General features: G+C 46.8%; 15 protein-coding genes. All 15 read right to left on the bottom strand.

Annotated features, from left to right (window positions below):
- The gene (proB, locus tag K401_RS0124300) at positions 1–864 is read right to left on the bottom strand and encodes a glutamate 5-kinase (RefSeq protein ID WP_024295386.1); all 864 of its coding nucleotides are present in this window, start codon (positions 862–864) and stop codon (positions 1–3) included.
- Between the two features lie 70 nt (positions 865–934).
- Positions 935–2,530: an NAD(P)/FAD-dependent oxidoreductase gene (locus tag K401_RS0124295; RefSeq protein WP_024295385.1), complete on the bottom strand. Its 1,596-nt coding sequence runs from the start codon at positions 2,528–2,530 to the stop codon at positions 935–937.
- Positions 2,531–2,563: 33 nt separating this feature from the next.
- Positions 2,564–3,871: a BaiN/RdsA family NAD(P)/FAD-dependent oxidoreductase gene (locus K401_RS0124290; RefSeq protein WP_024295384.1), complete on the bottom strand. Its 1,308-nt coding sequence runs from the start codon at positions 3,869–3,871 to the stop codon at positions 2,564–2,566.
- A 66-nt stretch (positions 3,872–3,937) separates the two neighbouring features.
- Positions 3,938–4,330 (bottom strand): hypothetical protein, encoded by a 393-nt coding sequence (locus K401_RS0124285; protein WP_024295383.1) that lies wholly within the window; start codon positions 4,328–4,330, stop codon positions 3,938–3,940.
- 54 nt (positions 4,331–4,384) lie between these two features.
- Positions 4,385–6,058 carry a putative polysaccharide biosynthesis protein gene (locus tag K401_RS0124280; protein WP_024295382.1) on the bottom strand — a complete coding sequence of 558 codons (1,674 nt, stop codon included), beginning with the start codon at positions 6,056–6,058 and terminating at the stop codon, positions 4,385–4,387.
- Positions 6,045–7,199 carry a DUF3048 domain-containing protein gene (locus K401_RS0124275; protein WP_024295381.1) on the bottom strand — a complete coding sequence of 385 codons (1,155 nt, stop codon included), beginning with the start codon at positions 7,197–7,199 and terminating at the stop codon, positions 6,045–6,047. The genes K401_RS0124280 and K401_RS0124275 overlap by 14 nt, the downstream gene beginning before the upstream one ends.
- On the bottom strand, positions 7,196–7,693 hold the full coding sequence (ybeY, locus tag K401_RS0124270; RefSeq protein WP_024295380.1) for an rRNA maturation RNase YbeY: 498 nt from the start codon (positions 7,691–7,693) through the stop codon (positions 7,196–7,198). Before ybeY ends, K401_RS0124275 begins: the two co-directional genes overlap by 4 nt.
- The gene (locus K401_RS0124265; protein ID WP_024295379.1) at positions 7,683–8,699 is read right to left on the bottom strand and encodes a PhoH family protein; all 1,017 of its coding nucleotides are present in this window, start codon (positions 8,697–8,699) and stop codon (positions 7,683–7,685) included. Before K401_RS0124265 ends, ybeY begins: the two co-directional genes overlap by 11 nt.
- A complete protein-coding gene (yqfD, locus tag K401_RS0124260) occupies positions 8,686–9,930 on the bottom strand; it encodes a sporulation protein YqfD (protein ID WP_024295378.1) in 1,245 nt (414 codons plus the stop codon). The genes K401_RS0124265 and yqfD overlap by 14 nt, the downstream gene beginning before the upstream one ends.
- A gap of 25 nt (positions 9,931–9,955) precedes the next feature.
- A complete protein-coding gene (locus tag K401_RS0124255; RefSeq protein WP_024295377.1) occupies positions 9,956–10,222 on the bottom strand; it encodes a YabP/YqfC family sporulation protein in 267 nt (88 codons plus the stop codon).
- Between the two features lie 233 nt (positions 10,223–10,455).
- Positions 10,456–10,632 (bottom strand): 30S ribosomal protein S21, encoded by a 177-nt coding sequence (gene rpsU, locus K401_RS0124250; protein ID WP_008975787.1) that lies wholly within the window; start codon positions 10,630–10,632, stop codon positions 10,456–10,458.
- 128 nt (positions 10,633–10,760) lie between these two features.
- Positions 10,761–13,367: an alanine--tRNA ligase gene (gene alaS, locus K401_RS0124245; RefSeq protein WP_051153070.1), complete on the bottom strand. Its 2,607-nt coding sequence runs from the start codon at positions 13,365–13,367 to the stop codon at positions 10,761–10,763.
- A 51-nt stretch (positions 13,368–13,418) separates the two neighbouring features.
- Complete coding sequence (locus tag K401_RS33280; protein ID WP_166435294.1) at positions 13,419–13,568, bottom strand: hypothetical protein; 150 nt, start codon at positions 13,566–13,568, stop codon at positions 13,419–13,421.
- A gap of 165 nt (positions 13,569–13,733) precedes the next feature.
- The gene (locus K401_RS0124235) at positions 13,734–14,597 is read right to left on the bottom strand and encodes a lysozyme inhibitor LprI family protein (RefSeq protein ID WP_024295375.1); all 864 of its coding nucleotides are present in this window, start codon (positions 14,595–14,597) and stop codon (positions 13,734–13,736) included.
- A 130-nt stretch (positions 14,598–14,727) separates the two neighbouring features.
- On the bottom strand, positions 14,728–15,204 hold the full coding sequence (gene rnhA / locus K401_RS0124230; RefSeq protein ID WP_024295374.1) for a ribonuclease HI: 477 nt from the start codon (positions 15,202–15,204) through the stop codon (positions 14,728–14,730).

Here is a 15,204-nt window from a genome sequence, read left to right as displayed (position 1 = left end):
TTAATACTCGTGATTAATATAGTCCATCAGGTCAAAGTCATGGTTTGGATGAGCCAGGAACAGGGTTCCCTTTTCTTCTCCCTCCACGATCTGACTGATGGCCTCCACCTGGTCTCCGTTGGCAATGACCATATCGCAGCCGCTGTCCGTAGCAATACGGGCGGCAGCCAGCTTCGCAGCCATGCCTCCGGTACCCACATCGCTTCCTGAGGTGGATTTTCCCATATCCAGAAGCTTGGGAGTGATTTCCCTAACCAGTCCGATAAATTCTGCTTCCGGGTTTTGTCTTGGGTCATCGGAATACAGGCCGTCAATATCCGATAATAATATTAAAAGATCTGCCCCTATTAGAGCGGCTACAATGGCAGACAGCCGGTCATTATCGCCGAAATTATCCACCAGAGGAATTTCGGAGGTGGATACGGTATCGTTTTCATTGACAACGGGGATGGTTCCAAGTTTTAAAAGTTCATCAAAGGTGTTCTGGGCATTGTAACGGTTGCTGTCATTAACCATAGTATTTTTGGTTAACAGGACTTGTGCAGCTATTTGATTGTATTCTGCAAAAAGCTTCTGGTACACCATCATGAGCCTGGCCTGGCCCACAGCGGCAAATGCCTGCTTTTCCGATATGGTAACAGGCCTGGTATGGTGTCCCAGAGCCTGGCGTCCTGCTGCGATGGCACCGGAGGAAACCAAAACCACCTGTTTCCCCTGCCCCTTTAAGTCACTGATTACACGAACCAGTTTTTCGATTTTCATCAGGTTCAGATCCCCGGTGTAGGCATGGGTTAAGGATGAGGACCCTATCTTTATTACAATCCTTTTTTTGTCTTTTAGTTTCTCTCGTTCCTCGACGTTCATCTTCATTATCATCTGCTTTCTGTAATTCTTTTTGTTTCATATCTTACATCATTTTTATGATTTCGTCAATTTATAAAGGAAACCCTTGAAATCCGGTAGCAATGGCTTCCGCTACCTTCAGGCCATCCATTGCCGCAGAAGTGATCCCCCCCGCATATCCTGCACCTTCTCCGCAGGGATAGATTCCTTTTACGCTGCATTCAAAAGCTTCATCTCTGGGGATCCTGACCGGGGAAGAAGTCCTGCTTTCCACGCCGGCCAAAATGGCATCGGGCCTGGAAAAGCCACGGATCCGGTGATCAAAGGCCTCCACACCCTCAATGAGAGATTCTGATAAATATTCGGGAAGAAACTCTCTTATATTGGCAAATCCACAGGCGCCTTTAAAAGCGGGTTCCACACTGCCAAAGTCTTTTGAAGGCTGATTCTTTTTAAAATCCCCGTAAAGCTGAACCGGAATTTTTCCGCTGCAGCTTAAAAAAGCCGCCTCTTCCAACTGCCTTTGATAAGCGATACCGGCAAGAGGGGTTGTATTTCCAAAGTCTTCGGGTGTTACGGTAACGATCAAAGCGCTGTTGGCATTCACACCATCCCTTTTGTGATAACTCATTCCGTTTACTGCAAGCCTTTTTTCCTCAGAGGAAGCGTTGACCACATATCCTCCCGGACACATGCAGAAGGTATAAACCCCTCTTCCCTTTGTACACTGATGGGTCAGCTTGTAATCCGCAGGGCCAAGTATAGGGTGGCTTCCGGTCCCATACTGAGAACGGTTTATGCTTTCCTGAGGATGCTGGATCCTTAAGCCTACTGCAAAGGCTTTTGCTTCCATGGGAACTTTTCTTTTATTCAGGATTTCAAAGGTATCCCTGGCGCTGTGCCCGATGGCCAGCACAAGAACCTCTGCCATGATCCGTTCCTTTTCATTGATCACAACCCCATGCAGCCTGTTATCTTCTATTATAAAATCGGTCACAGTGCTGTTAAAACGGACCTCTCCCCCAAGGCGGATGATTTCCTCTCTCATCCCTTTGACAATGCCGCTTAAAACATCGGTGCCTATATGGGGTTTATTTACATAGAGAATAGAAGGGTCTGCCCCGAATTCCACGAAAAGCTCCAATACCTTCCGGTTCCTCATAAGAGGATCTTTTACAAGAGTATTCAGCTTTCCGTCGGAAAAGGTGCCTGCTCCTCCCTCTCCAAACTGCACATTGCAATCAGGCCTTAACATTCCGCCCTTCCAGAATAAGTCCACAGCCTCCATGCGCTTTTCCACGGACTCACCCCGTTCCAGAAGCAGGGGCTGATACCCATGCCTTGCCAGCATGATCCCGCAGAAAAGTCCGGCCGGTCCGGTTCCGATGATCACCGGCCTGTCAGTCATTTTTTTCGTTCCAGGCTTTGGAAACACATATTCCTTTTTTTCCGATATCCCAATATCTCTGCTCTTCGCTTTATGTACCACAGACTCTTCTTTTTCGGTCTCCACGTCAATGGAGTAAGTAAAATGGATGTCCTCTTTTTTTCTGGCATCAACAGACTGTTTTATTATTTGAATGGAACGGATATCCTTTACCGGAATTTTTAATGCTTTTGCCGCCTTTGCCCATAAGGCTTCTTGGGTATGATCCACAGGCAGCTTTAATTGATTAATTCTTATCATTGTTTTCCTCATTTTTCTTGTTTCTGACCTCGGTCAGATGCCTCTGTGGCATCTTCCCTGGGCCACACTGCGCCCATGTTCTTTAGGCAAAACCCGCCCCGGTTTATGGGGCATATGTCCGCAGGACATTCCTCTTCCCGCGCAAGTACCTGCCAGTATGCCGCAAGACCATGCCCACTGAAGGTTATAGCCTCCGCAAATGCCGTCAACATCAAGGATTTCTCCTGCCAGGTAAAGCCCCTTAATAAGTTTTGATTCCATGGTATCCGGATCCACTTCCCCGGTATCAACGCCACCGCTGCACACCTGGGCCTGATCAAAGGAATTGGCGGCAATGATCTCTGTTTCCAGTTTCTTTAAGACAGAAGCCAGCTTTTTTATCTGGGCAGGCCTGATATCTTTGACAATGCCATTGCTTCCCACATCGGCTTCCTTTAACAGGATCCTAGCCAGCTTATGATTTAATACGCCGTTTAAAAATTCCTCTGCCGGCCGGCAGCTGAAACGCTTTACCCGTTCCTCAAGAAACTGCCGGGTATGGTTAAAATCCATGGAAGGGAGGAAATCCAGCTCCGCTGTCACCGGCCGGCCGGCATCCAGTCCTCTGGCAGCAAAGCGGCTGATCTGGAAGACCGGAATGCCGGAAATTCCGTAATCCGTAAGCTGAAGCTCTCCCCGGTCGGCTGCCACTGTTTTTCCATCTATTTTAAGGGTCACGCAGGCCTCTGTCCTGACTCCGGCCATCTGCTTGTACCATTTTTCCCTGCACCTAAGCTGTACCAGGGCAGGCAGTGGTTTTACGATGGTGTGGCCAAGAGCCTTTGCCAGCTCATAACCGCTTCCATCCGAGCCTGTTTTAGGAGCCGCCATAGAGCCTGCGGCTAAAATAACGGCATCTGCCCGCTTCTTTCCCAAGGAAGTCACAAGGGACAAATCCTTCCTTATTTCCTCTACCTGACAGTCTGTAACTATGGAAACCCCTAAGTGGTCCAATTCAAAGAGAAGAGCTTCCAGAACGGAGGCAGCCTGTCCGGAATTTGGATAAACATATCCGTTCCTGTCAGTAAGGACAAGACCAAGATCCCGGAAAAATTCCAGAGTCTGTTCCACAGTGATATTTTCCAGCACCCTTTTTATAAATTCCGGCCGGCCTCCACGGTAAGCTCCGTCAGGGATCATCAGATTGGTTAAATTGCATTTTCCATTTCCCGTGGAAAGAAGTTTTTTTCCCGGCTTGGCTGTATGTTCTAAAACGGTAACAGAAGCGCCCTGTCTGGCCGCCTGGATCGCCGCTGTCAGACCGGAAGCTCCTGCTCCTACGATGATTACCTGTTGTTTCATAAAATCCTCCTGTATCCTCAGACAGACCTATTGTATCCAGTTTGTCCCTTTATTTCAAGTGTTTCTTTAGCTTGTATAGGATTCCAGATAATTAAATACCTCAATCATGGAAGAAAACCATATACCTTCCATCAATTTTCCCCGTTCTTCCTCAGGGAAATCGGTGATGGGCATATGGGTATAAAGACAGATGGTTGTTTTATCCTGGTAGAGGACGAGAAGATATCCGTCCTCTGAAACAAGATAATATTTTTCCTTACCCGTTGCATTTACCGGCTCGGCCTGTTCCTCTTCCTGGTTTATTACGATCTGCGCTTCCGTCACAGTTTCTGTTTCTATGGTCGCCCCAGGCAGGGCTTCCTCAGGCCTTACGCTGTCCTTTGTAATGGCAAACCCGATCCCCAGGCAGATGGCAGATGCCGCTACGAACAAAAGAAAGCAGAACATATACTTCTTCATGAGATGATACCTCCTTCAAGTAAGTATAGTATCTGCCTTCTTCCTGGGTTTTAATCACAAAAGATGGAATTTTCTTGCAATGCGCACCAGCTTCTTCCCTCCCGGCACGCTTAAAAGCTCCGATTCGTCCACACAGCGCAGTTTTAAAAGGAGAATCCCATAAACCACCACAGCCACTGCTATGGCGGAAAGTACACCAAACACATTGCGCTTTAAGGTCAAATGCACCAGGAAATAGGTGCCGTAAGCAGCCGCTCCCATGACCCCGGAAGCCAGGATTGGAAGAATAAATGTTTTCTTCATTTCCTGCCTGTAATTTAAAAATCTTCGTATCGCAGCCCCGTTTAAAATACACATGGTAAACGCAAACAGGATGTTGGAATACACCACGCTGTAGATCCCCATCTTAAATCCAAAAAGCATGACACACAGAATTATCACGTGGAGGATCAGGGAAATGACCGCATTTCTTAAGGGAACCTGCATCCGGTTGATTCCCTGGAGCACTCCGTTGGTCACTGTGGAAAGAGAGAAAAATACCACTGCCGAGGATCCGTATATCATCATCTTAATAAGGGCTGAGTTGTCATTTCTGCTGAACAACAGATTGCAGATGGGCCCTGCCAGAACAGTAAGGCCCACCGTAGCCGGTATGGCAATGAGCATGGAAAAACGGATCACCATGGAGACCTTGCTTTTTAACTGCCCCCTCTGCCCTTCTGCCATTGCCCTGGAAAGAGAGGGGATGAGGGCGGAGGAAAGGGAATTGGCAATTGCCACCGGAATGTTAAAAAGAAGCTGGTACTTCCCTGTAACGCCCCAGTTGGAAGCGATCTCCGAAGCTCCCATTCCCATGGCCGTCATACCGTTCCCATAAATGCTGTTGTCGATAACCGTGCTGATGTTATATGCCACACTGCTTAATACTATGGGAAAGACTGTCATGAAAAGGGCGCCGGAAAGCTCCCCATAGGATTCCCGGCGTCTTGTCCTGTCCCTTCTTGCCTGCTTTTTTACGATCGGCAAATAGCTGAATAAAATAAACAGGAGAAACAGCAGGGCAGCCACAGCCCCTGCCCCTGTTCCAATGGTCCCTCCCGCCGCTCCAAGGGCAAAGGAGTATTCTGTGGACCCATGAACCAGATTGGACTTAATCCCTGCCTGAAACAGCCTTGAGGCCGCATAGACGCTGATGACCGCATTGACGATCTGCTCCAGCACCTGGGATATGGCTGTGGGAAGCATGGTTCCGATTCCCTGGAAATAGCCGCGGAACACCCCAAGATAGGCGATCACCCAGATGGTAGGAGCCAGGGTTTTTAAGGCATAGAAGGTATAAGGCATTTTTAAGAAACGGCTGGCAAATATATCTGCTCCAAACCAGAGCACAGCGGCTCCCAGCCCTCCTGCCACGGTTCCGTAAAACAGGGCAACCTTTAACACCCTGACGGAGTTGCGGTATTCCTTTCTGGCCAGCCTGGTGGCAATCATCTTGGACACCGCCGTAGGCAGGCTGTAGGAGGATATGATCAGAAGAAGGGAATAAATCGTAAATGCAGAGCTGTAATAACCGTTTCCTTCATTCCCCAAAATATCTGCAAGAGGAATACGGTAAAACATGCCAATGACCCGGACGATGATCCCTGCCACCGCAAGGATAACGCCCTGGATCAGGAAATTGGAGGCTCCCTTCTTTGTTGGTTTTCTGCTTGTCCTATTCTTTTCCATATAATTTCACATTGGGAGAATCCTGTGCGGAAATAATGCACACCCAGGTTTTTCCCTGGTTCAGGATAATCTCGTTATTCTCCATGTCGTAATAATGTGTTGGGCCGAACTCTCCTTCCTTAGTCCACTTTATGGGGATGGAACGGCCTTCCGTCACGTAACAGCCATAAGAGTCATCCTGTACGTTGATGTTTAGATACTCTGTCGTTGCATAATGGGCGGAAGGGCAGTACTGCAGGATGATGTTCTTAACCTTGATCTGTCCTTCATCTCCCTTGTGGGGGGCCCCATACTGGTACCGGTAGTAAAGCCCGTCATCCTCGTGATATTCAAACCAGGGCTTGTTGAGCACATAACCCGGATAAACCTTATAAGCATCGCTGACACTGTTTGCTCCTTCAAGAGTCACCTTACGGCCGTCTTTTGCAAAGCGGTAGTGGCCGTGGTAGGACGTATCATAGGATTCCGTGTAACCAAGCTGCAGGATGGCTTTGCTTAACCGCTCTCCGCTGGTATAGGCGTTATGGGGGGATTTCCGGTCCTTGGTACGAAAATAGGCCACCGTGCCGATGGCATCCAGCCCATTGATGTTATCCACATTGGCCAGATAAGGCTTTGCAAAGGTGCTTTGACCGTAGTGGGCATAAATAGCATCAAATTCACGGGCAAAATATGTATAGTAGGTGCGGCAGCTTCTAACGGAACCGATCCGGTCCAGATCATCGTAATTTTCCATGATAGCCATGTAGCGGTTCATTCCCCCTTCTGCCGGCGCTTCATAAACCACCCCTGCCCGGTTGATTCCATATTGGGGAAGAGCCTCTTTGTCATTGCTCATCATGACTGCCACCGGCCTCCGGTTCCCGATGGCAGTGCTGACCATCTCCCCGGTAAGATAGCTTCGTATCTTCCCGTCCTTTTCGGTGCGCTCTTCAAAGGTATAGTATTCACCGGAATTCGCCTCCGGCCCATCGGCCGCTTCTGTGGTGCTGCTGATCTTGATTTCTTTTGTTTCCCCAGCCCCGGAGGTTTCCACAGATTGTTCCGAGACCCATACCTCCTCATATTTTTTACTGCAGCCGAATAAAAAAACGGCAGAAACAATGATACCGGCGAACCCTAACCATACCCTTTTCATCATCTCGTATATCCTCCCAGGCTTAAGATTTCCTCCTGCTTCTTTTCCATGATCAAACGCTCTTCGTCTTCCATGTGATCATAGCCGCACAGATGAAGCATGCTGTGAGCGACTAAAAAAGCAAGTTCCCTTATTTGGGAATGACCGTATTTTTCTGCCTGTTCTTCTATCTTATCTACAGATATTACAATATCTCCCAGCAAAAGTTCTCCTGATTCCGGGTGAAAGCAGTCATCTCCCGTCTCTTCCAGACGCTCAAAATCAGAAGGTCTTTCATAATCAACCATCGGAAAGGAAAGGACATCCGTTGGGCTGTCTATATTCCGGTATTCCTGATTGATCTGGCGGATATCTTCGTTGCCGGTAATGAGTACATTGACCTCAGCTTCATAAGGGCAGTTTTCATAATCCAGCGAATCCTCCACCACCCTTTTAATAATATCTTCATATGGGATGTCCAGCTTTTTTTCCGCCTCATATTCAATATTAATCGTCATAACGTGCCTTTCTGCCGCCAATGGCTTTTGCCTTTCGTTCAGCCGGCTTTTTCTTTGATTCATAATCATCATAAGCCTGTACAATCTTCTGTACCAGAGGATGACGAACTACGTCGCTGCTGGTCAAATGGCAGAAACCAATGTCATCAATTCTCTTTAATATGCGGATTGCCATGTCAAGTCCTGACGCGGCTCCGGAAGGCAGGTCCTTTTGCGTCTGGTCGCCTGTTACGATCACCTTTGATCCAAAGCCGATTCTGGTGAGGAACATCTTCATCTGAGCCGGTGTGGTGTTCTGGGCTTCATCAAGGATAATATAGGCATTGTCAAGGGTACGGCCTCTCATGTAAGCCAGAGGAGCTACCTCAATCAAGCCTTTTTCTGCGTTGTGAAGATAGCTCTCCGCTCCCATGATCTGATAAAGGGCGTCATATAAGGGCCTTAAGTAAGGATCTATTTTACTTTGCAAATCTCCTGGAAGAAAGCCCAGCTTTTCACCTGCCTCTATGGCAGGCCTGGTCAGGATGATCCGGTTTACCTCCCCGTTTTTAAAAGCCTGGATGGCCATTGCCATGGCAAGGTAGGTCTTGCCTGTTCCGGCAGGCCCGATGCCGAACACGACCATTTTTTTTCTGATCTGATCCACATACTGCTTTTGCCCAAGGGTCTTGGGCTTTACCGGCTTTCCGGTGATGGTCCTGCAGATAATGTCCTTGTCGATTTCCAGGATCTGGCTGTCGTTTTCAGAAAATGACAGAGAGAGGGCATAATCTACATTTTGCTCTGTAATGGCATTCCCACGCTTGGAAAGCTCAATCAGGTTACTAAATACGCTTTTTGCTTTCTGGACCATCTGTTCCGGTCCTATGATCTTAAGGGCCCCATCCCGTCCGATCATGGTAACATGAAGGGTCCGTTCTATTTTCTTTAAGTAACTGTCAAACTGTCCGCAAACATTTTTCTCGTGTTCAGCTGGGATGTCTATGATTGTCTCAATTACGCTCATTTGAATGATTTGTCTCCTCCGGTTCCTCTGTTCTTTGTATCTTCAGCGCCTCCGGCCTGCCAACAGGCTCCTCGGTCACAAAATCTATGGCAACCTGGCATAAAGATTCATTATCTAGTATTTTAACATGATTTTCCAGAATTTGTACCCCTTTTTCCAATAAATTTTTTTTGTACCTTTCGTTCATATCCTCAGCCAGCTGTTTTTTCTCTTCCTCTGTGTAAGGGCGCTCGTAGGATATGTATTCTCTCCCTGTTATTTTACCAACATAAATGGGGAGATAGAAATTCTGAAATAAATGAAGCTGCTCTTCTTCCATGGTCTGTCTCCATGAAGTTCCTTCTGGTCTGGGCCTTATGAGAAGAAAGGATAAATCGAAAGCCTTCATATAATATCCTTTCCTGACCTTTCCTGTCTCCACGTCCACTTTCCGAAAAAGGGGCATTTGTCTTGTGAATTGATATTCCGTTCTGGCCGTTATATCTCCATCAGAGCGCACATAGTGGGTGTTGATCACCTCTTCACTGTCTCCGATAATGGGAAGAATGCCGCTGACCAGAACCTGCCCCTGTTCTATTGTATCGCCTATGGAGACCATTGGAACGCCGCTGCGCACGATCATGGAGGTGATCACTCCGTCTTTTTCTGCCACAATGTCACAGGGAGTTTCATCCTTTACAGGAATTTCCGACAGCACTTCATTTTCTTTTATTTTAACCAAAAGGCGTGTTCCTGATACCCTTGCCGACACCCAGGTTATTTCAGGAAACTTGCTTCGGAAGGATTCTTCCAGAATGTCACAATCAATTTTGGATTTTCTCATGCCATATCGGATTTCTTCTGATTCACAGAATTTTAAAAGGGTGTCATAGGTATACATCCTGTTGCCTTCAAATTCAATATCCCAGATGAACAGGGAAAGAGAATAAAGAATCAGAAAAAAGCTCATAAACCCGGCAGCATACAGCTTCCGCTTTTTGTTCCTGTATAAAAAAAAAGGAAGTCCAAACTTTTTTAAAATCCTAAGTCTGACCTTCGATTTACGGACGAGAGGCTTTATTTTCCGAAACCCTTGTACAGTCATAAAAAGCCGATAGGAATGCCCGGCATTTATGACTTCCCATAATTCAATTTCATGTACGCTGCACATATTTAGAAAACGCTCAGGGGAAAAGCCGGTCATTTCTATGGAAAGATAACCGAATAAATAATGATTCAGCCATGCAAGCACTATATTACACCTCCAGTTTCCCTTATTATTCAAATTCCAGGGATTTTATATAACCGTTGATTTTCATCTCCTCATTGGTGTAATACTCAATCATCAGCCTGCTTCCGCAGATGACCACACGGCAGTTTTTGGCCTGAAGTTTGATGGAACAGTCTGTATACAGGATAATGCTACGGTAGTTTTCTATTACAACGCTATGACGTCCCAGAAAAGATACGAGCACTTCTCCCAAAACCACATCCTTCGGAAGCTTTAAGGCGGAAGCTGCTTTTTCCTTTGATTCCTCAAACATAATCCCTTTTCTGCCCCTCTCTTTTTATTTCTGCAAGCAATGAGCCGGGCGCAGGAATTTTCCATTCCTGCATCTGGCGAATGCTGTAAGAGGCCAAAAACCCATTAGCTTGCTTTAGGGTTTTTGGCCCCTTTATACTATATGCAATTCAGATGCGGAAAATTCTAAGGCCTTAAAAGTCGAAAAAACCCCTGGTCACGATAAAACGGGACCAGGGATTCATCTTTTAACTATTAGTTATATTTACGTTTTCTTGCAGCTTCAGACTTTTTCTTACGTCTTACGCTTGGTTTTTCGTAATGTTCTCTTTTACGAATTTCCTGCTGGATACCTGCTTTTGCACAGTTTCTTTTGAATCTGCGTAAAGCACTATCTAAGGTCTCGTTGTCTTTAACGATAACATTTGACATAGCTCACACCTAACCTCCCTCCAGTTGTGTACTTGTGCATAATACAACTGTTTGGGTATTTTATAGCACTGATATGATTATAGCATAATTTTGCCATACGTCAAGAAAAATTTTCATTATTTTACATATCAGTTCAGCTGCTCTGCAACAACTTCCCCAACTTTTTCAAGGCATGCATCCACACCTGCCGGATTTTTTCCGCCTGCCTGAGCCATATTGGGACGTCCGCCGCCTCCGCCGCCAACCAAGGAAGCAATGGCTTTAATCAGGTTGCCTGCATGGGCCCCCTTCTTCTGGGCTTCTTCCGTAACAGCTGCCATCAAGTTCACCTTATCATCCTGAATGGAGGCGATTACAATGACTCCGTCACCTAATTTATCTTTCAGCTGATCCCCCAGATTGCGGAGCCCGTTCATATCCACATCAAGGACTTTTGTGGCAAGGACTTTTACTCCCTTAACCTCTTTTACCTGATCCATAACATTTCCAAGGGAGTCCTTTGCAAGCCTGCTCTTTAATTTTTCATTTTCAGAATGCAGGGACTTTATCTCTTCTAAGAGGGATTCAATTTTTGCTGTCAGAGCTGAAGGCGTTGTCTTGGCAGCTTTTGCCGCCTCATGAAGCTCTTTTTCAGTCTCCTGATAATAAAGCATCAGACCGTCTCCTGTCAAGGCTTCAATTCTCCTGACACCGGCTGCAATGCCGGTTTCGGACAGGATCTTAAAAGAACCGATAACTCCCGTATTGTTAATATGGGTACCGCCGCAAAGCTCTGTGGAGAAATCTCCCATTTTTACTACGCGGACCGTATCTCCGTATTTTTCCCCAAACAGTGCCATAGCACCGGATTTTTTTGCTTCCTCTAATGTCATGATTTCCGTTTTTACAGGAAGGGATTCCTTGATCTTCTCATTTACAAGAGTTTCCACCTGATGGATCTCCTCGGTCGTCATGGCTGAGAAATGGGTGAAGTCGAAACGCAGCTTGTCCCCGTCAACAAAGGAACCGGCCTGCTCCACATGGCTGCCCAGAACCGATCTTAAGGCTTTCTGGAGAAGATGAGTGGCGCTGTGGTTTTTCCCCGTATTCTGACGGTTTTCTTCACAGACCTTTAAAGTAGCCACATCGCCGGTCTGGAGCATACCTTTTACCATTTTGCCTACATGGCCGACCTTTCCGCCCTGTAAATGGATGGAATCTTCCACCTTGAATTCGCCTTTATCCGTTACGATACAGCCTACATCGCCCTGTTGACCGCCCATTGTGCCATAAAACACAGTCTGCTCTGTCACAATGGTTCCCGTTTCACCATCAGTAAGAGCTTCTACTATGTCTGTCTCTGAGGTGAGGACAAGGATCTTAGATTCGCAGGTCAGCTTATCATAACCAATGAACTCCGTTGTTATGGACGGATCAATGGACTGATAAACGGTGACGTCAGCGCCCATATAATTGGTGGTCTTTCTGGCGTTTCTTGCGGTTTCTCTCTGCTTTTGCATGGCAGCCTTAAAGCCTTCTTCATCCACTCCGAATTTCTTCTCTTCCAGAATCTCCAAGGTCAGATCAAGTGGGAACCCGTAGGTATCATATAATTTAAAAGCATTCTCACCGGAAAGGATTGTTTCATTCTTTTTTATCATTTCCTCTTCCAGTTCCCCAAGAATGGCAAGACCCTGGTCAATGGTCTTATTGAACTTGTCTTCTTCCTGGGTCAGAACCTTTAAAATCATGGCTTTCTTTTCTTCCAGCTCCGGATATCCGTCCTTGGACAGCTGAATCACGGTGGTGGATAAGTCTGCAAGAAACTTTCCTTCAATGCCTAAAAGCCTTCCGTGGCGGGCAGCTCTTCTTAAGAGGCGGCGGAGAACGTAGCCCCTTCCTTCATTGGAAGGCATGATACCGTCAGAGATCATAAAGGTACAGGAACGGATATGGTCGGTGATCAGCCGAAGGGATACATCCACATCCGCATCCTTTTTATACTCTGTACGGGCCAGTGCGGCAACCCGGTTTAAAAGAGCTTTAATAGTATCCACATCAAAGATGGAATCCACATCCTGGACCACTACGGCCAGACGTTCCAATCCCATGCCTGTATCAATGTTTTTCTGCTTTAATTCTTCATAGTTTCCATGGCCGTCATTTTCGAACTGTGTGAATACGTTATTCCACACTTCCATATAGCGGTCGCAGTCACAGCCAACGGTACAATCCGATTTTCCGCAGCCATACTTTTCTCCCCTGTCGTAATAAATCTCAGAACAGGGACCGCAGGGGCCTGCACCGTGCTCCCAGAAATTATCTGCCTTTCCAAAGCGGAAAATGCGTTCAGGGGCAATGCCGATTTTCTTATTCCAGATTTCGAAGGCTTCATCATCTTCCAGATATACGGATGGATACAGCCTGTCCGGGTCAAGTCCGACCACATCGGTCAAAAACTCCCATGACCAGTGAATGGCCTCATCCTTAAAATAGTCCCCAAAGGAAAAGTTTCCCAGCATCTCAAAGAAGGTGCCATGGCGGGCTGTCTTGCCTACGTTCTCAATATCCCCTGTCCGGATACACTTCTGACAGGTAGTCACCCTTCTTCTTGGCGGAATTTCCTGGCCAGTGAAATATGGCTTAAGGGGAGCCATGCCCGAGTTGATCAACAACAAGCTGTTATCATTATGCGGAACCAGGGAAAAGCTTTTCATAGCCAGATGTCCCTTGCTTTCAAAAAATTCAAGGAACATTCTCCTCAGTTCATTCACACCGTAGTTCTTCACGTTACTGTCCTCCGTTTACTATTTTGTCTCTTTCGTCACGCTGCCGTTATTCCCGGCATCTTTATGATCTCTGTATTTCTTGCCGCACACGATTCCGCCCCATGCAAGGAACAGGAAAAACAGGAATTTGATTGCGGTCCCCAGGAAACTTGCGAATATTGCTGTCATATTTTTTTCCTCCCGAAAATTCATATAGTATCACTCATTTTACTATCCTATCATAAGGAATTTTATTTATCAAGATGTTGCAATGGAATTTTTTTTGCTGCAGGCATTCCTTTGCCTGGTTCACTGCCTGCAGAAAATAAAAAAGTACGGCAAATACCGTACTTTCTACTGTCCCTCTCCCGAGGATAGGACATCCATATATTCCGCTACCAGATCATAGGCCCTTGCCCTTGTGGACTCTGTGAGAGAAGCGGTGTATTCAAGCTCTTCCAGGCTTCCGCCGCTGTACCTTTTAGCGGCCTCCTCTGCCTTTGCGTCCCTGCCTTTGATCCATTCCTGCTGCGAGATTTCAAGGTCTTTTCTGTCTTCCTCGTTAAGCCCTTCTGAAATAGCCGCATAAATGGTATTCTGCTCCCTGTTCCAAAGCTTTAGCTCTTTATCTACCAGGGCCTTCATGGAATAGGTATTGGAATCTCCTGATTCCTCCCGCATCTTTTTTATCTGGGCATCTAAATCCAGCAAACGCTTCTGATAGTAGGCGGCTCCCTCGGAAGAAGCAGCAGAGTTAAGCGTCCTGTTTTTTGTATCCGGATTTATGGGAGACATGACGGTTTCTTCGATGGAAGCCTCTTCGGAACTCTCGGTCTCCTGAGGAACAGGCTCTGTCTGATCGGAAACCGGAGCGCTTTTCATCCTCAGTCCTGCTTCCGCCGGCTGAGACTTATTTTCCGGAGCGGTTTCAGCCTTTGCGGCAGCAGCCGGACCGTTTTTCCTAAGCATTGGTTCCTCTCCCGCTGCAGGAGCTTCCTGGGGAACTGCTATATCCGCGGAAAACAATTCCGGTGCTCCGCCGTAGGCGTTTGCTTCCTCAGGAGCATCCTGGATTTCAGAACTTGAAAATCCGGTGATTCCCGCAGAATCCCCAGCATTTTCCTTGCTTTTCACAAAACTGGAGGTGGCAAGGGTTATGAGAATCCCAATGACCAGAATGCTTCCGATCACAATCCAAATTCCTCTATTTTTATTCATGAAATATCATCCTAACCTGTTTGATGAATTTAACATATCACAAATAAAAAAGAAAGAAAATAGGAGTCTGCAATTAGTAAGACTTTGTAAGAGATATGTAAGTTTTTGGTATTTTCCAAGATATGGAGGCTCATATCCCTTCATCTACCAGCAGATCCTCCCCATCTGCAGCGCTTGTGGCCAGCATGTCGCACCGTTCGTTCTGAGGATGGCCGGCATGTCCCTTTACCCAATGAAAAGTCACCTGATGGGGTTCCATGGCTTTTAACAGCCTTTCCCACAGATCAATGTTCTTTACAGGACCGCTTTTGCCCCTCTTCCAGTTGTTTTTTATCCAGTTTTCGATCCAATGCTGGTTAAACGCGTCCGTCACATATTTGGAATCAGAGTATAGTTCCACCTGGCAGGGCCTGGTAAGAGCTTCCAGACCCGCAATGGCTGCCATGAGTTCCATACGGTTATTGGTGGTTTTTACATATCCTGCTGACATGGTTTTTTCGTGGAGCTGCCCTTTGGAATCCGTAAACTGCAAAACCGCGCCATAGCCTCCAGGCCCGTCAGGATTTCCTCTTGCAGCTCCGTCGGTAAATAATAGTACTTTCGTCAC

This window comes from Lacrimispora indolis DSM 755, from assembly GCF_000526995.1.
Taxonomy (GTDB): Bacteria; Bacillota; Clostridia; order Lachnospirales; family Lachnospiraceae; genus Lacrimispora; species Lacrimispora indolis.
The sequence above is the reverse complement of the archived record's forward strand: the minus strand, read 5'-3'. Positions and strand labels throughout refer to the sequence as shown.